Raw genomic sequence first — 19,772 nt, 5'->3', positions numbered from 1 at the left:
GCTCACGCCCCGCCGCGCAGGACGGAGTTGCCTTCATGGGTGGCTTCCGTGACTGTCACGTCAAGGTTCAGGCGGCCACTGGTCCCATAGAAGGCGACGGGGTTGCGCCACAGCACCCGGTCGACCTCGTCCTCGGTGAAGCCCTCGGCCAGCATCAATTCGCCGACGCTGCGGGTCTTGAGGGGATCGCTGCGGCCCCAGTCGGCGGCGGAGTTCACGAGCATCTGCTCGGTCCCGTACGCGCGCAGGATGGCGACCGTCCGTTGCTCGTCCATCTTGGTGTCGGGATAGACGGAGAAGCCGAGCCAGCAGCCGCTGTCCTTGGCCTCCTTGACGGTGGTCTCGTTGAGGTGGTCGACCAGGACGCGGTCCGTGACCAGTGCGGACTCCCGCACGACGTCGAGGGTGCGGCGCAGGCCGGCGAGCTTGTCGCGGTGCGGGGTGTGGACGAGCGCGGGCAGTTCGTGGTCGGCGGCGAGCTGGAGCTGGGCGGCAAGGGCGGTGTCCTCGGCAGGTGTCATCGAGTCGTAGCCGATCTCGCCGACGGCGACGACCTGGTCCTTGACGAGATAGCGGGGCAGTTCGTCGAGGACGGGCAGGCAGCGTGGGTCGTTCGCCTCCTTGGGGTTGAGGGCGAGCGTGCAGTGGTGGGCGATGCCGTGCTGGGCGGCGCGGAAGGGTTCCCAGCCCAGGAGGGAGTCGAAGTAGTCGAAGAAGGAGGCGGGTGAGGTGCGGGGCTGGCCGAGCCAGAAGGCGGGTTCGACGACGGCGCGGACGCCCGCGGCGCGCATGGCCCGGTAGTCGTCGGTGGTCCGGGACGTCATGTGGATATGGGGGTCGAAGATGCGCATCAGGACTCCTTGGCGTCGCTGTCGCGCGCGCCTTGTCGGGCGGCCGGCGCGGGTGGGGTGGCCGTGGGGTCGGTCAGGGTCAGGACGCGGTACAGGTCTTCGGGCACGGGACGGCCCGCGGCGGTGCGTTCGGCGGCGTAGTCGCCAAGCATCCGGGCGAGTTCCACGTCCGCGTGGGCGCGCCGGTCCAGGTCGGTGATCTCGTCGACGGGCACACCGGTGAACAGGCACTTCAGGACGGCATGGCGCCAGTGGTGGGGGGCGAGGTGCCGGGCGGCGTACGGGCCGACGGCGGCGGCGAGGAGCCTGGTGTCGTTGGTGCGCAGGGCGTCCTCGACGAGCGGGAGGGCATCGGGGCCTGCGACGAGGTGGGGCAGGGCGTAAAGGACGGCGCGGCGCTCGGCGGCGGTGCCCTGGAAGTAGACGCGGGTGACGGCGTCCGTGCCGGCGCGGGCGGCGTGCAGGATCAGCACACGGGCGGCGTCGGCGTGTTCGGGGCCGCACCGGCGTCCGGCCTCGGCGAGGCGCAACTCCCATACGGTGACGGGCCCGTGGATGCCGGGCTGGGCGGCGGCCTCGTCGAGGGCCCGGTCCAGCCAGTCACGGGCGGCTCCGCCGAGACGTGCCATGAGGTGGCCGTGCAGGTCGGCCGGCGGGGCGAGGGCGGGGCTGGTGCCCCTGAGGTCTGCCACGGGGGTGTCCCAGGCGGAGTGCGGGTGCGTCATGAGGTGCTGCTCCCTTCGGGGGTGGCGGAGGGATCGCCGTGAGGTGGGGCGAGGCCGGACGGATCGGCGGCAGTCCTGGCCGCTCGGCGCAGGAACGGGAGGGAGTGTTCGGCGAAGTGGGGGCCCGCGTGGGAGTGGCGGGGCAGTTCGACGACGGTCAGGCCCTGGTAGCCGGTCGCGGCCAGGGCCGCGAGGACGGGCGGGAAGTCGATCTCCCCGTCTCCGAAAGGGAGGTGTTCGTGGATGCCGCGGCGCATGTCCTCGATCTGGACGTGCCGCAGCCAGGGTGCTGCGGCGCGCACGCAGTCGGCGGGAGAGAGGGATTCGAGGCACTGGCAGTGACCGATGTCGAGGGTCAGACCGAGGTGCTCCGGGGCGCCGAGGGTGCGGCGGAGCCGGTGGAAGTCGGCGAGGGTGGCCAGGAGGTGGCCCGGTTCGGGCTCGACGGCGAGGGGCACGTCGGCGGTGGCGGCGGCGTCAAGGACGGGGTTGAGCGCCTCGGCCAGGCGTTTCCACGCCGTGTCGGTGTCCGTCCCCGGCGGTGTGAGCCCGCTGAAGCAGTGCACGGCGTGGGCACCGAGATCGGCGGCGACCTGGACCGCGCGGCTCAGCAGGCCGACGCGTCGGGCCCGGTCGTCCGGATCCGGGTCCAGCAGCGAAGGGCCGTGCTTGCGCCGCGGGTCGAGCACATAGCGCGCGCCCGTCTCCACGGTGACGTCCAGCCCGAGCGCGTCCAGCCGCCCGGCAAGCCGGTGGGTGCGAGCGGTGAGGCCGGGTGCCAGCGGGTCGAGGTGCATGTGGTCGAGGGTCAGCCCGACGCCGTCGTAGCCGAGGTCGGCGAGCAGGGCGAGGGCGTCGTCGAGACGGAGGTCGGTGAGCCCGTTGGTGCCGTAGCCGAAGCGGAGGGAGGTGGCGGGGTGGGGGCGTCGGGGTCGGTTGCTCGCCCCGCTGTTGTCCAGACGCGGGCGCCGGGTTTCCGGGCTCATGTGACGCTCACCGTCCTCGCGAACTTTCTGCCGAGCGGAGCGAGAGCCGCGATGAGCAGGGCGGTGGCGTCGGCGCCGGAGCGTGCGGTGAGCGCGGCCTGGAGGGGGATCGTGGCGCGGATGCCGCCGGTGACTGCTCGTTGGGTGAGTGGGGGTGACGGGTTGAGGGTGGCGTGGAAGTAGGGGCGGGCGGCGGTGGCTGCGTAGGCGGCGGCCAGCGCCAGGCGCAGAGCTGCGGCAGCGGGTTGCGGTGCGGGGCCGTCCTCCGGCCGACTCCATGGGCCGGCACCGGATGCGAGGCGGTTGCGGGCGGCTGCTTCCCGTCGGCCCGCCGGAGGTCGGGGAGTCCGGCGTGTGACCAGCCGGGTCAGCAGGCCGGTGGCGGCGAGGGCGGCCAGGGGTGCCACGGGCGAGCCGCCTCTCGTCTCCTGGCGGGACACGGCCGTCACCGCGAGGGTGTGCGTGCCGAGGAGTGCCGCGGAACCCAGCGCCTCACAGGGGCGGCCCGTTGTGGCGGCGGCACCGAGGAGCAGGTCCAGTCCGCGGGCCGCGGCCATGGCCACAGGTCCTGCCGGGGTGTGCTTCAGGGCGAGGTCGTATGCCCAGACCGTGGCCGCGAGGGGCGCGGCGACTGCCAGTGCCGGGCGGCCTGCGCGGGCGGCGAGGGCGAGTCCGGCCCCGGTGAGGGCGCCGGCCGTGGACAGGGCGGCGGTCGGGTGGATACGGCCGGAAGGGAGGGGACGGTGGGGGCGTTCGGCGGCATCCTCCTCGCGGTCCGCCCAGTCGTTGAGGGCCATGCCGGCTTCGTAGAGGCAAAGGGAGGAACCGATGGCGAGCAGGGTGCGGTGGTTCGGGGTCGCGGCGGTCGCTGCCGCGCCGGCGAGGGCGTCCCCCGGAACCGTGAACAGGGCCGGCAGGCGCAGGAGTTCGGCCCAGGCGAGCCTGCGGTTCGGGAGGTCGGGGCTTCTCCGCTCCCGGCTCGGCACCCTGCCCGCCGCGACGGCCCCGCCCGCTTCGGAGGCCCGCCGCGCCGTCACGGCGCCCCCGCTCACCTCCCCTCCCCCAGTCGGCCGGAACGATCGGCACGACCGGAACGGCCGGAACCATCACCCCGCTCGCCCCGATCACCGCGCACACCGCGCTCACCCCGATCACCCGCAGACTCGTCGTCCCGCACCCCCGCCAATCGCCCGGCAAACCACGTCAGCGCCGCATACTGCTCCGCCAACGCCGAAGGACCTTCCCCCACCGGATCCTTGAAGTAGAAGCCGAGCTCGCCGAGTGGGCCGGACAGCCCCGCCTCCTGAGCGCGTGCCACCAGGCGGACCAGGTCGAGTACGAGAGGGGCCGCCAGCGCCGAGTCGCAGCCCTGCCAGATGGTCTGGAGGATCATGCGGGTGCCGAGGAAGCCGTCGAAGGCGATGTGGTCCCAGGCGGTCTTCCAGTCGCCGAGTGCGGGGACGTCGTCGATGTGGACCTCGCCCTCGGGGGTCGTGGCGAGGGTGTCGGCGAGGACGCGTTCCTTGCCTGCGTTCTTCGCCGCGGCGGCGGCCGGGTCGGCCAAGGCGGCGCCGTCACCTCCGCCGAGCAGGTTGGTGCCGGACCAGGCTCGCACCGCCAGGGCGCGCTGCGTGAACATCGGGCCCAGGACGGAGCGCAGCAGCGTCTGGCCGGTTTTGCCGTCGCGGCCCGCGTACGGCAGACCGCTCGATACCGTCGCGGCCGCGAGCGCCGGGTGGTGCAGGCCCGTCGACGGGGTGAAGTTGACGTAAGGGCAGCCCGCGCGCAGGGCCGCCGCCGCGTAGAGGGAGCTGGGTGGCAGGGTCCGGCCCGTGGCCGGGGGCTCGGTGGAGGCCACGTTCACCACCACCGCCCCGGCCAGGCGCAGTCGTCGTACGAACTCGCGCATGTCGGCGGCGAAGGAGGTGATCAGCTCCTCCTCGGTCCGCGCATCGCCCGCCACGGGACCGCCCGGTCGGATCTCCCCGTCGGCGGCGGCCAGTTCGGAGGCGACCGCGGTGGGGAGGCCGGGCGGGAGGACGCCTCCGGCTGCGAGCGCCTCCGCGCGTTTGGCCAGGGGGCAGTCCAGGGTGTCGTGTCCGCCGAAGACGAGGGCAGCGAGGGGCGGCAGCCCGGCCCCGGCGAACAGGGGCGTCTCGGTGACCAGGCCCGTCGGCGCGTAAAGGCTCGCGGTCACGGCGGCCCAGCCCGCTACGACGGTGGTGGCGACGGAGCCGCGGGCGCCGATCAGCCATACGCCGACGCGCTGTTGGGAGACGGAAACGGAATCGGACGCGGACATGGGCAGCCTCCTTGTCGAACGCGTCGTGAGTGGGCCCCAGAGGAGGGAGCCCCAGAGGAGGGGAAGACGGCGGGCGGAGGTCCGGCGTCCCCCGCCCGCCGCCGCTCAGCTGCCCTTGACGGGCAGTTCCTTGATCCGGATGTTGCGGAAGGACACCTGGTCGTCGGCTCCGTGGTTCTGGATGCCGATGTGTCCGTCACGCAGGCTCCGGGCCGGATCGGTGCCGGTGAAATCGTTGATCTTCACGCCGTTGAGCCAGACGCGGAGGCGTTCGCCCTCCACGCGGATCTCGTACGTGTTCCACTCCCCCGGCGGGTTCAGCGCTCGGTCGCGCTTCTTCAGGTCGGCGGACTGGAAGCCGTAGACGGACCCTGTGGTCTTCTCGGGTACGTCGGTGGCGTCGATCTGGATCTCGTAGCCGTTGTTCACGGCCGACCACGGGTCGTCCGAGGGCGGGAAGCCCACGAACACACCGGAGTTGTCGTCGCCGTCCGCACCGGCCATCTTCCAGTCGAGCTTGAGCGAGTACGAGGCGAAGTCCGACGCCGCGTACCAGAGCAGGCCCATGCCGCCCGACGAGGTCAGTGTGCCGTCGTCGTCACGGGCGAAGGTGCCCGGGCCTGCCTGCTTCCAGCCGTCCAGGGAGCCGCTGTCGAACAGCGTGCGATAGCCGTTCTCCGCACGGCAGTCGGCCTGCGCGTCGCCGATCGCCCAGCGGATGCCGCCCAACAGGTGCTGCCGGAAGGCGGGTTCGGTGTACGACTCCTTGGTGTGGCCGCCGCCGGTGTAGAAGGCGCGGCCGCCCTGATAGTTCTGGCACCAGGCGATCGGATGGTCGCCGTTCATGGTGCCGCCGGTGTACGAGGACTCGTCGAGCGAGGCCAGGACATGGACCCGGTCGCGGGGATCGGAGCGGTAGTTGTACCACTCGTCCGTGCGGTTCCAGGTCGGCCCCAGTCCCGAGGTTGCCGGGTGGGCGCGGTCCTCGACATTCACCGTCGCGGGCTGGATCGCCGGGTGCGACTGGAAGTAGGCGCCGACCAGGCCGCCGTAGAACGCCCAGTCGTACTCGGTGTCGGCGGCGGCGTGGATGCCGACATAGCCGCCGCCGTGCCGGATGTAGCCCTCGAAGGCGTTCTGTTGGGCCACGTCGAGCGCGTCTCCCGTCGTCGACAGGAACACGACCGCGTCGTAGCGCCGCAGGTTCTGCGCGGTGAACGCCGCCGCGTCCTCGGCCGCATCGACGGCGAAGCCACTGCTCTCGCCGAGCTGTTTCACCGCCTCGACGCCGTCAGGGATGGAGTCGTGCCGGAATCCGGCCGTCTTGGAGAAGACCAGCACCCGCTTGCCCTCGGCACTGTGTGAGACGGCCGGACCCGAGACGCAGCCGAGGACCAGCGCGGCACCCACAACAGCGGTTGCCAGTCGCGCAGTTGAGCGCATCACGATCGCCTCCCCTTAGCCGGTGGTGAAGGTGAAGTCGTCCACGTCGAACAGTGCGCCCGAGCCGCCCTTGAAGACCAGGTAGAGCGTGGTCGTGCCCCTCGGTGCGCGGGACAGGTCGGTGCTGACGTCCTGGAAGTTCTCCCAGCCGCCGGTCACCGGGACGCTCGCCTTGCCCAGCAGGGTGCCGGTCGAGGAACCCGCGCGGACCTCCAGCGTCCCGCCGGCGCCCCCTGACGCGACCCGCGCCGTGATCTTCGTGGCGTTGCTCAGGACGTACGGCGTGAAGGAGATCCAGTCGCCGTTGTCGATGTCGCCGACCGTCCTGCCGCCGTGCGCGGTGCCCTTGGTGATGACGGAGACGCCGGAGGCGTTGCCGAAGTGCTCGGCCTGGCGGTGGCGGGGCTGCAGGACGCTCTGGTCGTGCGAGGTGAGCGGGGCCTGACCGCCGCCTCCGCCGTCGGTGTACTCGGCGTCGAGGACTCCGAAGATGTTGGCGTCCTCGTCGTGGCCGCCGTCGGCACTGGTCTGGATGGTGCCGGTGCAGCCGTTCGCCGAGGTCTGCGGGTGGCCGTGCGTGTCGTGGCCCAGGATGAAGGTGACCTTGACCTTGGAGCAGTCGACGGCCGCACCGTCCTCCGGGTCGGTGACCTTCACCTTGAACGGGATCGGGTCGCCGAAGCTGAACAGCTTCCCGTTCTGGGGGAGTTCGAGCGTCACCTTGGGTGCGGTGTTGCCGACGACGATCTGCACGCTCGCACTGCCGGTGCGGCCGGAGGGGTCCTTGGCGGTCAGGGTCGCGGTGTAGGTGCCGTTCTTCTTGTACTTGTACGTCGGGTTCGGCTCCGTCGACCTGCCGCCGTCGCCGAAGTCCCAGCTGTATGTGACTGCGTCGCCGTCCTGGTCGGACGTGCCCGCGGAGGAGAACTGCACCTTCAGCGGCGCCTGTCCGGAGGTCCTGCTCGCCGCCGCCTGCGGAACCGGTGAGTGGCCATCGGTGGCGTTCTCGATGCGGTACAGGGCCGAGTTCTCGTTGCCGCCGAACCACGCGGTGCCGTAGTCGAGGACGTACAGGGCGCCGTCGGGGCCGAAGGCCATGTCCATCACCTGGGTGCCCTTCCACGGGAAGGCGTTGATCGACTGCACTGTGCCGCTGCCGTCGCTGACGATCCGCTTGATCCAGCGGCGGCCGAACTCTCCGGCGAAGAAGTTCCCGTCGTACGCCTCGGGGAACTTCACCGGCGAGTCGAGCGAGGCGTCGTAGTGGTAGACCGGGCCGCCCATCGGGGATTCCGAGCCGTCGCCGAACTCCGGTACGGACGGGCCGTTGTACGGGATCCAGGCGGGCTGGGCCGGGGGCAGGTCCGTGAGGCCGGTGTTGTGCGGGGAGTTGTTCTTCGGGGCGTTGCAGTCGAAGGAGGCACCGGACGTCTTGGTCGCGAAGTCGTAGTCCACATATGGGTCGTTGGCGCCGGTGCAGTAAGGCCAGCCGAAGTTGCCGGGGCCGGTCACCCGCGCGAACTCGACCTGGCCGGCGGGGCCACGGGCCGGGTCGGCGGCGCCCGCGTCGGGGCCGTAGTCGCCGACGTAGAGGATGCCGGTCTTCTTGTCGACGCTGAAGCGGAACGGGTTGCGGAAGCCCATCGCGTAGATCTCGGGGCGCGTCTTGTCGGTGCCGGGCGGGAAGAGGTTGCCGTCGGGGATCGAGTACGAGCCGTCGGCGTTCACCTTGATGCGCAGGATCTTGCCGCGCAGGTCGTTGGTGTTGCCGGCCGAACGCTGGGCGTCGAAGGCCGGGTTGCGGTCGGCGCGCTCGTCGATGGGGGTGTAGCCGTCGGACTGGAAGGGGTTGGTGTCGTCGCCCGTCGACAGGTACAGGTTGTCCGCCGCGTCGAAGTCGATGTCGCCGCCGACGTGGCAGCACAGGCCGCGGGAGGCCGGGATGTCGAGGATCTTCGTCTCGCTCGCCGTGTCGAGGGTGCCGTCGGTCTTCAGGACGAAGCGGGAGAGGCGGTTGACGCCGTCGAAGGGCGCGAAGTCGGCGGCGGTGCCGGTTTCGGGGGCGTCGCCGGCCGGGGTGTTCAACGGCGGTGCGTAGTAGAGGTAGATGAAGCGGTTGGTGGCGAAGTCCGGGTCCACGCCGACGCCTTGCAGGCCTTCCTCGTCGTGGGAGTAGACGTCGAGCTTGCCCGCGAGGTGTGTGTTGCCTGCCGCGTCGGTGATGCGGAGTTCGCCGTCGCGCGAGGTGTGCACGACCGAGCGGTCCGGGAGGACCGCAAGGGACATGGGCTCGCCGACCTCCGGCTCGCCCTTGGCGAGGGTGACCTGTTGGAAGTCCTCCGCCGCAACGGTCCCCTCGTCGGCGACGGCTGCGCCGGCCTGGGGTGCGGTGAGGCTGAGCGACGCGCCTGCGAGGAGTGCGGCGCCGAGCACGGCGACGGCTCTGCGGAAGCGTCGTCTGTGGGTCTCGATTCTGGCGGTGCTGGTGGTGCGGTCGTTCCCGTGCACGGGTGCCTCCAGAGTGGGGCCGGTTGTACGGGCGGGTGCAGAACGCCGGGATGCGCCGTCATCCCGGAGATGCCAGACGGGTCGGTCAGTTGCCGAACGCCGCGTCGAAGGAGGCCGACGGCGGCTCGAAGTCGTATGCCTTCAGTCGGGTCAGGGCCTCGGGTGCGCCTTGGAGCCGGTCCATGCCGGCGTCCTCCCACTCGACCGAGATCGGGCCCTGGTAGTCGATGGAGCGCAGCATCCTGAAGACGTCCTCCCAGGGCACGTCGCCGTGGCCGGCGGACACGAAGTCCCAGCCGCGGCGCGGGTCGCCCCAGGGAAGGTGGGAGCCGAGGCGGCCGTTGCGGCCGTCGAGGCGTTTGCGGGCCTCCTTGCAGTCGACGTGGTAGATCCGGTCGCGGAAGTCCCACAGGAAGCCGACCGGGTCGAGGTCCTGCCACACGAAGTGCGAGGGGTCGAAGTTCAGACCGAAGGCGGTTCGGCCGCCAACTGCCGCCAGAGCGCGGTGAGTTGTCCAGTAGTCGTAGGCGATCTCGCTCGGGTGGACCTCGTGTGCGAATCGCACGCCCTCCTGGTCGAAGACGTCGAGGATCGGGTTCCAGCGTTCGGCGAAGTCCTCGTAGCCGCGCTCGATCATCGACGCCGGGGCGGGCGGGAACATGGCGACCAGGTGCCAGATGGCGGAGCCGGTGAAGCCGACGACGGTGTCGACTCCGAAGGCTGCCGCGGCCCGCGCGGTGTCCCGCATACGGTCCGCCGCGCGCCGCCGCACCCCTTCCGGGTCTCCGTCGCCCCATACCTCGCCCGGCAGAATGGCCTGGTGGCGTTCGTCGATGATGGCGTCGCAGACGGCCTGCCCGACCAGGTGGTTGGAAACGGCCCAGCACTTGAGGCCGTACTTGTCCAGCAGTTGGTGCCTGGAGTCCAGGTAGGAAGGATCCGTCAGCGCCTTGTCGACCTCGAAGTGGTCGCCCCAGCAGGCGAGTTCCAGTCCGTCGTAGCCGAAGTCGCGGGCGAGGCGGCAGACCTCCTCCAGTGGCAGATCGGCCCACTGGCCGGTGAAGAGCGTGAACTTACGCGGCATTTCTCCGAACCTTCCTCGGACGGCGCTTCAGACGGCTCTTCAGACGGCGACGGTCGTGTAGACGGAGTTCTTCTCGGCGCTCTCCTCCACCGCTGCCAGCACGCGCTGCACCTGCAGTCCGTCGGCGAAGGAGGGTTCGGGTTGGCGGCCCTCGGCGATCGCGTGGACGAGGTCGCGGGCCTGGTGGACGAAGGTGTGCTCGTAGCCGAGGCCGTGGCCCGGCGGCCACCAGGCGTCCAGGTAGGGGTGGTCGGGTTCGGTGACGAGGATGCGGCGGAAGCCGGCGTGCGCACCGGGCTCCGTACCGTCGTGGTACGACAGCTCGTTGAGGCGCTCCAGGTCGAAGGCCAACGAGCCGCGCTCACCGTTGAGTTCGATGCGCAGGGCGTTCTTGCGGCCGGTCGCGTAGCGGGTGGCCTCGAATGAGGCGAGGGCGCCGGAGGTGAAGCGGCCGGTGAACAGGGCGGCGTCGTCGACGGTGACCTGTCCGGTACCGGCGGACGAGACGGCGGACAGGCCGCTGGTGGCGCCTACGGGCAAGGGGCGTTCCCGTACGAAGGTGTCCGTCAGGGCGGACACCCCCGCCAGCCGCTCGCCCGCGACGTACTGCGCGAGGTCGACGATGTGCGCGCCCAGGTCGCCGAGCGCGCCCGAGCCCGCCAGCTCCTTACGCAGCCGCCAGGTGAGCGGGAACTCCGGGTCCACGAGCCAGTCCTGAAGGTACGTCACCCGGATGTGACGCAGGGTGCCGAGCCTGCCCTCGGCGACCATGTTCCGGGCGAGCACTGTGGCGGGAACCCGCCTGTAGTTGAATCCGACCATCGCCAACTGGCCACGTCTGTACGCCACTTCGGCCGCCACGGTCATGGCGGAGGCCTCCTCGACGGTGTTGGCGAGGGGCTTCTCGCACAGTACGTGCTTGCCGGCGGCGAGGGCGGCCAGGGCGATCTCGGCGTGGCTGTCGCCGGGGGTGCAGATGTCCACGAGGTCGATGTCGTCGCGGGCGATCAGGTCCCGCCAGTCGGTCTCGGCCGCCGCCCAGCCATGCCGGTCGGCAGCCCGGCGCACGGCGTCCGCGTCGCGCCCGCAGATCGCGGCCAGGACCGGGCGACGGGGCAGGTCGAAGACGCGGCCCACGGTGCGCCAGCCCTGGGAGTGGGCGGCGCCCATGAACGCGTAGCCGACCATGCCTATGCGCAGCGGCGGCTTCGCGCCCTCGGATCCGTCCGGCTGCTGGGGCTGTCCCATACGGATGTCCTCCTCGTCCTCGTGGTGATTGCGCCGTGGGGGGTGCGGGGCGGGGTGCGTCAGCGGAAGCCCGTGGGCATGTACTGGTCGACGTTGTCCTTGTCGACGACGGCCGAGTAGAGCGTGATCGACGCGGGTATCTCGAACTCGGCCATGCCGCTGACGCCCTTGCCCTGGCCCAGCGCGCGGGCCAGGTCGACGGCGGACGCGGCCATCGTCGGCGGATAGAGGACGGTCGCCTTCAGGACGCCGTTGTCCTGCTTGATGGCCTGGAAGGCGGAGAGCGCGCCCGCGCCGCCGACCATCAGGAAGCCTTCGCGGCCGGCCTGCTCGATGGCGCGCAGGGCGCCCACGCCCTGGTCGTCGTCGTGGTTCCACAGGGCGTCGAAGTTGGGCTGGGCCTGCAGGAGTTGGGCCATCTTGGCCTGTCCGGACTCGACCGTGAACTCGGCGGCCTGACGGGCCACCTTCTTGATGTTGGGGTAGTTCTTCAGCGCGTCGTCGAAGCCCTGGGTGCGCTGCTTGGTCAGCTCCAGGTTGTCCAGGCCGGCCAGTTCGATGACCTTGGCGTTCGACTTTCCCTTGAGTTTCTCGCCGATGTAGGTGCCCGCGTTGAGGCCCATGCCGTAGTTGTCGCCGCCGATCCAACAGCGGTACGCCTGTGGGGAGTTGAAGACCCGGTCGAGGTTGACGACCGGGATGCCCGCGCGCATCGCCTTCAGCCCGACCTGGGTGAGCGCCTTGCCGTCGGCGGGCAGCACGACCAGGACGTCCACCTTCTTGTTGATGAGGGTCTCGATCTGGCCGATCTGTGCGGCCGTGTCGTTGGAGCCCTCGGTGATCTCCAGGGTGACGTCGGAGTACTTCTTGGCGCGGCTCTTGGCGTTGTCGTTGATCGCGTTGAGCCAGCCGTGGTCGGCCTGCGGGCCTGCGAAACCGATGGTGACGTGCTTGCCGGGCTTGTCGTCGGCGGCCGACTGGTCCGATGCGGCCGGGCTCTCGTCCTTGGTCTCGTTACTCGTGCAACCTGCGAGCAGAGCGGCGGTGGAGAAGGCTGCGGTGCCGAAGAGCAGCCCTCTGCGGCTGGTGGTAGGTGACATTGCACCGGCAGTGGTATGTGACATGTGACTGACCCTTTCCTCAGGTCGTGCTCGCGGTACGGCGCTGGACCAGCACGGCGGCCACGATGATCGCGCCCTTGGCGATCTGCTGGACGTCGCTCTGCAGGTTGTTCAGGGCGAAGATGTTGGTGATCGTGGTGAAGATCAGGACGCCGAGCACGGAGCCGGTGATGGTGCCGCGCCCCCCGCTGAGCAGCGTGCCGCCGATGATCGCGGCGGCGATCGCGTCCAGCTCGTACAGGTTCCCGTTGGTGTTCTGGCCGGAGCCGGACAGGATGATCAGCAGGAAGGCGGCGATGCCGCAGCACAGCCCGGACAGCAGATACAGATAGAGGCGCTGGCGGCGGACATCGATGCCGGCCAGCCGGGCCGCCTCCGCGTTGCCGCCGACGGCGACCGTGCGACGGCCGAAGGTGGTGCGGTTGAGGATCAGCCAGCCCAGGACGGTCACGACCGCGAAGACGATGACCAGCGGCGGGATGCCGAGCACATACGAGTCGCGCTCGCCGAGGTCGAGGATGCCGGTGACGGTGACGATCTGCGTCTTGCCGTCGGTGATCTGCAGCGCGAGGCCGCGCGCCGAGGCCAGCATGGCGAGCGTGGCGATGAACGGGACCATTCCGCCGTATGCGATGAGCAGTCCGTTGACCAGGCCGCAGCCGATGCCGACGATCAGCGCGGTGAAGAGGATGCCCGCGAAGCCGTACTCCTGGGTGGCCACCGTCGTCGCCCACACGGAGGAGAGGGCGACGATCGCGCCGACCGACAGGTCGATGCCGCCGGAGGTGATGACGAAGGTCATGCCGACGGTGACGACGCCGATCACCGAGGCCTGGGTGAGGACCAGTTGGAGGTTGCGGGTGTCCAGGAACTCGTCGGGCTTGGTGATCCCGCCGATGAGGATCAGCGCGACGAGGACGCCGAGGAGGGAGAGGGTGCGGACGTCGGCGTGGGCCAACAGACCGCGCCAGACGGGGAGTTGGCCGACCGAGGGCACCTTGTCGGTGTTGTCCCGTGGCGGGGAGGCGTGCTGCGTCATGACGCCGGGCTTCCTTCCATGACCAGGTCGAGTACGCGGTGTTCGTCGAGCTCGCGGGCGGGCGCGCTGTGGACGACGCGGCCCTCGCGGAGCACCAGGACGCGGTCGGCGAGGCCGAGCACCTCGGGGACCTCGCTGGAGACCAGCAGCACGGCCAGGCCCTCGTCGGCGAGGCGGCGGATCACCGCGTACAGCTCGGCGCGGGCGCCGACGTCGACGCCTCGGGTCGGTTCGTCGAGCAGCAGGACGCGGCAGCCGCGCAGCAGCCAGCGGGCCAGTACGGCCTTCTGCTGGTTGCCGCCGGAGAGGGTGCGGATCGGCACGGACGGGTTGTCGGGCCGCAGCGACAGCTCGCGCGTCGCCGCCCGCGCCGCCCCCTTCTCCGCGCCCCGGTCGATCCAACCCCCGTGCGAGAAGCGGGACATGGAGGAGACCGAGACGTTCCGGGTGACGGACTCCAGCATCAGCAGGGCCTGCGCCTTGCGCTCCTCGGGGGCGAGCCCGAGCCCGGCACGGACGGCGGCCCGCACACTCCCCGGCCGCAACACCCGCCCGTCGACGCGGACTTGACCGGCACTGGGCTTGCGGGCGCCGTAGATCGTCTCCAGGATCTCCGAGCGTCCCGAGCCGACCAGCCCGGCGAGACCGACGATCTCGCCCGGCCGCACCTCCAGGTCGAAGGGCGCGAACTCCCCCTCCCGGGCCAGCCGTTGGACCTCCAGCACGGGCGCGCCGTTGGCACCCGAGGCCGGCCGCTCCGGGAAGATGTACTCGACATTGCGGCCCGTCATCAGCGCGACCACCTCCCGCGTCGGCGTCGACTTCGCCGGCAGTCCGCCCGCGACCGCGCGCCCGTCCTTCAGCACGGTCACCCGGTCGCCGATGCGGCGGATCTCCTCCAGGCGGTGGGAGATATAGACGACCGCGACCCCTTCGGCGGTCAGGTCGCCGACGATGCGGAAGAGGTTGTCGACCTCGTCCGGGTCGAGGGCGGCGGACGGCTCGTCCATCACGATGAGCCGTACGTCGTGGGAGAGCGCGCGGGCCATGGACACGATCTGCCGGTGGGCCGCCGACAACTCCCCGACGAGCCGGGCCGGGTCGATCTCCGGGTGCCCAAGTCGCTTGAGCAACAGGCCTGTTGATGCCCGGGCCGTCTTTCGCCGTACGACGAAACCGGCGGCCGTCGGCTCATGGCCGAGGTGGACGTTCTCGGCCACCGACAGGTGCTCCACCAGGTCGAGTTCCTGGTAGATGGTGGCGATGCCCAGGCGCATGGCGGCGATCGGCGAGCGGAGGGTGACCTCCTCCCCGTGCCAGCGGATGGTGCCGGTGTCGGGCTCGTGGGCGCCGGCCAGGACCTTGATGAGGGTGGACTTGCCGGCGCCGTTCTGGCCGAGCAGGCAGTGCACTTCGCCGGCCTGGACGTCGAGGTCGACGCCGTCGAGGGCCCGGACTCCGGGGAACGACTTGGTGATGCCGGACATGCTGAGCAGCGGTGATTCTGGTGCCATGAGGTCCCCTTGGCGGGCGTGCGGGCCGGTTTCAGGGCGTTTTCGGGCAGGCGTTTTCAGAGCAGGGCGAAGCAGGACGCCGTACTGGTGATCTTCAAAGGGGGGTTGGTTGCGCGGGCGAGAACGGGTTGGTCACGCGGGCGAGAAGAGGTGGTCGCTGATGAGGCGGGCCGCGCCGATCACTCCGGCGGTGGGGCCCAACTCCCCCAGCACGATGGGCAGGTTGCCCGTCGCGAGGGGCAGCGACTGGCGGTAGACCTGGGTGCGGATCGCGGCGAGCAGGGTGTGGCCGAGGCCGGTCACCCCGCCGCCGATCACCACCAGGCCGGGATTGAAGAAGGAGACCAGTCCGGCGATGACCTGGCCGGTCCGGTTGCCGCCCTCGCGGATCAGGTCGAGGGCGGTGGCGTCACCGGCGGCGGCCGCGGCCGCGACGTCGACGGCGGTGAGGGTGCCGTTCGCGGCGAGCCGCGAGGCGAGTTCCTCCGACAGCCCCTGCTGGGCCGCTTCCACGGCGTCCCGGGCGAGGGCCGCCCCGCTGAAGTGGGCTTCCAGACAGCCCCGGTTGCCACAGGCGCACGGGCGGCCGTCGGGCACGGCCTGGATGTGCCCGATGTCGCCCGCACTGCCCGTCACCCCGCGGTGGACCTCACCGCCGACGACGATGCCGCAGCCGATACCGGTGCCGATCTTGACGCACAGGAAGTCGCCCACGGAGTGTGCGACGCCCGCGTGCATCTCCCCCATCGCCATCAGGTTCACATCGTTGTCGACCATGACCGGGCAGCCGAGTTCCTGGCTGAGCGCCTCCCGTACGGGGAAGCCGTCCCAGCCCGGCATGATCGGCGGAGCCACCGGTACGCCCTCGGGGAAGCGGACCGGTCCGGGGACGCCGATGCCGGCGCCGTCGAAACCCTCCGCGAGCCCCGAGTCCTTCAACTTCGCTGCCATGGACAGGACTTGCTCGAAGACCGCGACCGGGCCTTCGCGTACGTCCATGGGCTGGTTGAGGTGTCCGAGGATCTCCAGTTCGGCGTTGGTGACGGCGACGTCGACCGAGGTCGCGCCGATGTCGACGCCGAGGAAGCGCAGTTCCGGGTTGAGCCGGATGTTGTGGGAGCGGCGGCCGCCGCGGGAGGCGGCGAGTCCGTCGGCCACGACCAGGCTCGTGTCCAGCAGCCGGTCCACCTCCACGGCCAGCTTGGACCGTGACAGGTCGACCTGATCGCCCAGCTGTGCACGGGAGTTGGGCCCTCCGTCACGCAGCAGCTTGAGCAGCTTGGCCTGATGGGCGTTCGCGGGTCGCGCCGTCATGCGTCTCACGAGCCCCTCCCCGCCTCAATCGGCCACCATTGTTCGGGCTTTCGAGGGGAACGTAGCAGCGGTCGCCGAACCTGGGAAGAATCTGTGCACGAATTGCTGCCGACTTTCTCCACTGACAGGACAAAGGGTGGGGTCAGGACTTGGCGCGGTCGTGATACGACCGCCGCGTGTGCTCCGTGTGCTCCCGCATCAGCTGTGTGGCCCGCTGCTCGTCACGGTCGGAGATCGCGGCGATCAGCTCCCGGTGCTCGGTCCAGGACTGCTGTCCGCGCTGCCGGGCGATCGGCGTGTAATACCAGCGCACCCGGCGGTCGACCTGGGCCGCTAGTTCGGCGAGGACCGCGTTCCCGGCCAGCTCCATGATCTTCGTGTGGAAGCGGGCGTTCATCGTGACGGCGCCGTCCACGTCGTCCGCGGCGACGGCCTTCTCGCCCTCGGCGCACAGCTCCTGAAGCACCGAGATGCCGGCGCTGCCCGCGTTGGCGGCGGCGAGCCGGGCCGCTTCGGCCTCCAACAGCGTGCGGACGGTGAGGAGTTGGTCGGCCTCCTCCTCCGTGGGCTCGTGCACGAACGCGCCCTGGGCGGGCCGCAGATCGACCCACCCCTCGGTGTTCAGCCGCTGCAGCGCCTCGCGCACCGGCTGGCGGGACACACCGAGGTGGCCTGCGAGTTCGCTCTCGACGAGGTGCTGGCCGGGCTGCAGGGCGCGCGTGGTGATCAGTTCGAGGAGCGCCTCGTAGACGCGGTCGCGCAGCGGGCCGGGCCGTTCGAGCTTGGGCACTGCGCCCTGCGGCAGTCCTGTCGACAACATCGGTCGGTCCCCCTTCTGAGCGGCGCGGAGCAACTGCAGCCGAAAAGCCAGTATGGATTGTCTTTCGTCTACAGTCTACGGCGCACAGCGGCCAGTGGTACGGGGGGTCGACTGCGTCACATCGGGCCGAAGCCGCAGGTCACGGGCAGCGGACGACCTGTCCGGCGTACGACAGGTTCCCGCCGAAGCCGAACAGCAGCACCGGGTCCCCGGCGGAGACGGCGCCCTGCTCGACGAGCTTGGAGAACGCGAGCGGGATGCTCGCCGCCGAAGTGTTCCCGGACTCGGCGACATCCCGTGCGACGACGGCGTTGACGGCACCCAGCTTCTCGGCGAGGGGCTCGATGATGCGCAGGTTCGCCTGGTGCAGCACGACTCCGGCGAGGTCCTCGGGCGCGAGCCCGGCGCGTTCGCAGGCCTTGCGTGCGATGGGCGGCAGCTGGGTGGTCGCCCAGCGGTAGACGCTCTGCCCCTCCTGGGCGAACCGCGCGGGCGTGCCCTCGATCCGTACGGCGTGCCCCATCTCGGGCACCGAGCCCCACAGCACGGGCCCGATTCCGGACTCCTCACCCGGAGCGCAGGCCTCGACCACGGCGGCCCCCGCACCGTCGCCGACGAGCACGCAGGTGGTGCGGTCGCTCCAGTCGGTCACGTCGGACATCTTGTCGGCGCCGATGACCAGCGCCCGGGTCGAGGCGCCCGCCCGTACCGCATGGTCGGCGGTGGCCAGGGCGTGGGTGAACCCGGCGCAGACGACGTTGACGTCCATCGCGGCGGGCGAGGGGATGCCGAGCCGGGCGGCGACCCGGGCGGCCATGTTGGGCGAGCGGTCGACGGCGGTGGACGTGGCGACCAGCACCAGGTCGATGTCGCCGGGCGCGAGGCCCGCGGCCGCGAGCGCCTTGGCGGCGGCGTGCGCGGCGAGCTCGTCGACCGGCTCGTCGGGTCCGGCGATGTGGCGTGTGCGGATGCCCACCCGGGACGTGATCCACTCGTCACTGGTGTCGACCAGGCCCGCCAGGTCCTCGTTGGTGAGTACCTTGGCGGGCTGGTAGTGGCCGACGGCGGCGATGCGCGAGCCGTTCATTGGGTGGTCCCCCTCGTTGCCTTGGGTAGCGGGATCCACCAGTCTGATCAGTGACTCACCGGTACGGCGGCAGCCGAGGCGACAGGATTCGGGCGCCCGGGTTGTCGGATTCTGTCATCCGCCCGGGGCGAGAAGGGGACGCCCTGACACCTACCGAACAGTCACCCGGTGAACAGCTTCGTCGCCTTCTGTACGAGTTCGTACACCCCGTAGGCGAGCGGTGCCCCCACCCACAGCCAGGCGAAGGCGATCAGCGGGCGCCGGTCAGGCGGACTCTGGCTGCTGTCGTTCGACATCGACGGTCTCCTCCCTGGGAGCGGGGATGTGGTGGCGGGCGTTGACGGGCCGGACGAGCTCGTTGGCGACGAAGCCGACGACGAGCAGACCGATCATGATGATGAAGGAGAGCTCGTACAGCGACGAGCCGCTCTTGCCGGCGTTCTTCTGGTGGTCGGCGATCCAGTTCACGATCAGCGGTCCGAGGACGCCGGCGGTGGACCAGGCGGTGAGCAGCCGGCCGTGGATGGCGCCGACCTGGTACGTCCCGAAGAGGTCCTTGAGGTAGGCGGGAATGGTCGCGAACCCGCCGCCGTAGAAGGACAGGATCACCATCGCGCACAGGATGAACAACGGCTTCGAGGAGTCACCGAACAGGGCGATCAGCCCGTACATCACCGCGCCGAAGCCCAGATAGACGCGATAGATGTTCTTGCGTCCGATCAGGTCCGAGGTGGACGACCAGCCGATGCGGCCGGCCATGTTGGCGGCGGAGAGCAGTGCCACGAAGCCGGCCGAGGCCGACAGCGTCACGGGGGTCGAGGTGTCCTTGAAGAAGTCCTGGATCATCGGGGCGGCCTTCTCCAGGATGCCGATGCCCGCGGTCACGTTCATACAGAGCACGACCCACAGACACCAGAACTGCGGTGTGCGGATGGCGCTGTTCGCGGAGACCTGCGGCCCCTGGACAACGCTCGGTGCACCCGCGGTGCCTGCACGGTCCTCGCCGCGCGGCACCCGCACCAGCAGCACGCCCAGCGACATGAAGACGGCGTACGACAGCCCGTGCACCAGGAACGCGAGCGCGATCCCCGAGCTGTCGGCGCCGAACGACGCCAGCATCTGCGCCGACCACGGCGAGGCGATGAGTGCGCCGCCGCCGAAGCCCATGATCGCGATGCCGGTGGCCATGCCGGGCCGGTCGGGGAACCACTTGATCAGTGTGGAGACGGGCGAGATGTAGCCGATGCCGAGGCCGATCCCGCCGACGAAGCCGTAGCCGAGGACGATCAGCCAGTACTGCTCGGTGGCCGCGCCGAGCGCGGAGATCAGGAAGCCGGACGAGAAGCAGACCAGGGCGACGGTCATCGCCCAGCGCGGCCCGTTGCGCTCGACCAGCGTGCCGCCGAACGCCGCGGACAGGCCCAGCATGACGATGGCGAGCTGGAAGGGCAGCGCGCTCTGCGTTCCGCTGAGGCCGAGCGAGGACTCCAGGGGCGGCTTGAACACGCTCCAGGCGTAGGCCTGGCCGATGGAGAGATGGACGGAGAGAGCGGCGGGGGGAACCAGCCAGCGGCTCCAGCCGGCCGGTGCGACAGGGGGACTCATGATCCCGAACGTAAGGGAACGGCAAGGGAGTTGAGAAGGCGGCGCGTCGACCGTATGCGATGAACGGTATGCCGGGCGCGCCGAGCGGTCGTACCGACCGGTTTTCCGAACCGTGCACGAACCCT

The 19,772-nt window shown here is 70.6% G+C and carries 17 protein-coding genes; all 17 read right to left on the bottom strand.

Annotation, left to right across the window (positions count from 1 at the left end; translation table 11 throughout):
- Positions 1-2 precede the first annotated feature (2 nt).
- A complete protein-coding gene (locus tag P2Q00_RS01360; RefSeq protein WP_275768637.1) occupies positions 3-851 on the bottom strand; it encodes a TatD family hydrolase in 849 nt (282 codons plus the stop codon).
- Complete coding sequence (locus P2Q00_RS01355; protein ID WP_275768636.1) at positions 851-1,576, bottom strand: EboA domain-containing protein; 726 nt, start codon at positions 1,574-1,576, stop codon at positions 851-853. The genes P2Q00_RS01360 and P2Q00_RS01355 overlap by 1 nt, the downstream gene beginning before the upstream one ends.
- Positions 1,573-2,562: a sugar phosphate isomerase/epimerase family protein gene (locus P2Q00_RS01350; RefSeq protein WP_275768634.1), complete on the bottom strand. Its 990-nt coding sequence runs from the start codon at positions 2,560-2,562 to the stop codon at positions 1,573-1,575. The genes P2Q00_RS01355 and P2Q00_RS01350 overlap by 4 nt, the downstream gene beginning before the upstream one ends.
- Complete coding sequence (locus tag P2Q00_RS01345; protein WP_425579679.1) at positions 2,559-3,614, bottom strand: SCO3242 family prenyltransferase; 1,056 nt, start codon at positions 3,612-3,614, stop codon at positions 2,559-2,561. Before P2Q00_RS01345 ends, P2Q00_RS01350 begins: the two co-directional genes overlap by 4 nt.
- Complete coding sequence (locus P2Q00_RS01340) at positions 3,611-4,864, bottom strand: inositol-3-phosphate synthase (protein ID WP_275768632.1); 1,254 nt, start codon at positions 4,862-4,864, stop codon at positions 3,611-3,613. Before P2Q00_RS01340 ends, P2Q00_RS01345 begins: the two co-directional genes overlap by 4 nt.
- A 105-nt stretch (positions 4,865-4,969) precedes the next feature.
- Positions 4,970-6,307 (bottom strand): ThuA domain-containing protein, encoded by a 1,338-nt coding sequence (locus P2Q00_RS01335; RefSeq protein WP_275769451.1) that lies wholly within the window; start codon positions 6,305-6,307, stop codon positions 4,970-4,972.
- A gap of 15 nt (positions 6,308-6,322) precedes the next feature.
- Complete coding sequence (locus tag P2Q00_RS01330) at positions 6,323-8,815, bottom strand: carbohydrate-binding protein (RefSeq protein ID WP_275768631.1); 2,493 nt, start codon at positions 8,813-8,815, stop codon at positions 6,323-6,325.
- A gap of 85 nt (positions 8,816-8,900) precedes the next feature.
- Positions 8,901-9,899: a sugar phosphate isomerase/epimerase family protein gene (locus P2Q00_RS01325; protein ID WP_275768630.1), complete on the bottom strand. Its 999-nt coding sequence runs from the start codon at positions 9,897-9,899 to the stop codon at positions 8,901-8,903.
- 39 nt (positions 9,900-9,938) lie between these two features.
- A complete protein-coding gene (locus tag P2Q00_RS01320) occupies positions 9,939-11,147 on the bottom strand; it encodes a Gfo/Idh/MocA family protein (RefSeq protein ID WP_275768628.1) in 1,209 nt (402 codons plus the stop codon).
- Positions 11,148-11,206: 59 nt separating this feature from the next.
- A complete protein-coding gene (locus P2Q00_RS01315; RefSeq protein WP_275768626.1) occupies positions 11,207-12,247 on the bottom strand; it encodes a substrate-binding domain-containing protein in 1,041 nt (346 codons plus the stop codon).
- A 40-nt stretch (positions 12,248-12,287) separates the two neighbouring features.
- Entirely contained in the window at positions 12,288-13,307 is a 1,020-nt protein-coding gene (locus tag P2Q00_RS01310; protein WP_275768624.1) for an ABC transporter permease, read from the bottom strand.
- Positions 13,304-14,821, bottom strand: a complete 1,518-nt coding sequence (locus P2Q00_RS01305; RefSeq protein WP_275768622.1) for a sugar ABC transporter ATP-binding protein — start codon at positions 14,819-14,821, stop codon at positions 13,304-13,306. The genes P2Q00_RS01310 and P2Q00_RS01305 overlap by 4 nt, the downstream gene beginning before the upstream one ends.
- Before the next feature lie 132 nt (positions 14,822-14,953).
- A complete protein-coding gene (locus tag P2Q00_RS01300; RefSeq protein ID WP_275769448.1) occupies positions 14,954-16,135 on the bottom strand; it encodes an ROK family protein in 1,182 nt (393 codons plus the stop codon).
- Between the two features lie 142 nt (positions 16,136-16,277).
- Positions 16,278-16,955: a GntR family transcriptional regulator gene (locus tag P2Q00_RS01295; protein ID WP_275768620.1), complete on the bottom strand. Its 678-nt coding sequence runs from the start codon at positions 16,953-16,955 to the stop codon at positions 16,278-16,280.
- A gap of 139 nt (positions 16,956-17,094) precedes the next feature.
- The gene (locus tag P2Q00_RS01290; RefSeq protein WP_275768619.1) at positions 17,095-18,042 is read right to left on the bottom strand and encodes a beta-ketoacyl-ACP synthase III; all 948 of its coding nucleotides are present in this window, start codon (positions 18,040-18,042) and stop codon (positions 17,095-17,097) included.
- A 161-nt stretch (positions 18,043-18,203) separates the two neighbouring features.
- Positions 18,204-18,338, bottom strand: a complete 135-nt coding sequence (locus P2Q00_RS01285) for an MFS transporter small subunit (RefSeq protein WP_266962832.1) — start codon at positions 18,336-18,338, stop codon at positions 18,204-18,206.
- Entirely contained in the window at positions 18,307-19,647 is a 1,341-nt protein-coding gene (locus tag P2Q00_RS01280; RefSeq protein ID WP_275768614.1) for an OFA family MFS transporter, read from the bottom strand. The genes P2Q00_RS01285 and P2Q00_RS01280 overlap by 32 nt, the downstream gene beginning before the upstream one ends.
- Positions 19,648-19,772: the final 125 nt, after the last annotated feature.

It is taken from the genome of Streptomyces coacervatus, from assembly GCF_029223485.1.
GTDB lineage: Bacteria > Actinomycetota > Actinomycetes > Streptomycetales > Streptomycetaceae > Streptomyces > Streptomyces coacervatus.
Note: the sequence above shows the minus strand (reverse complement) of the source record. Positions and strands in the feature narration are given on the sequence as shown.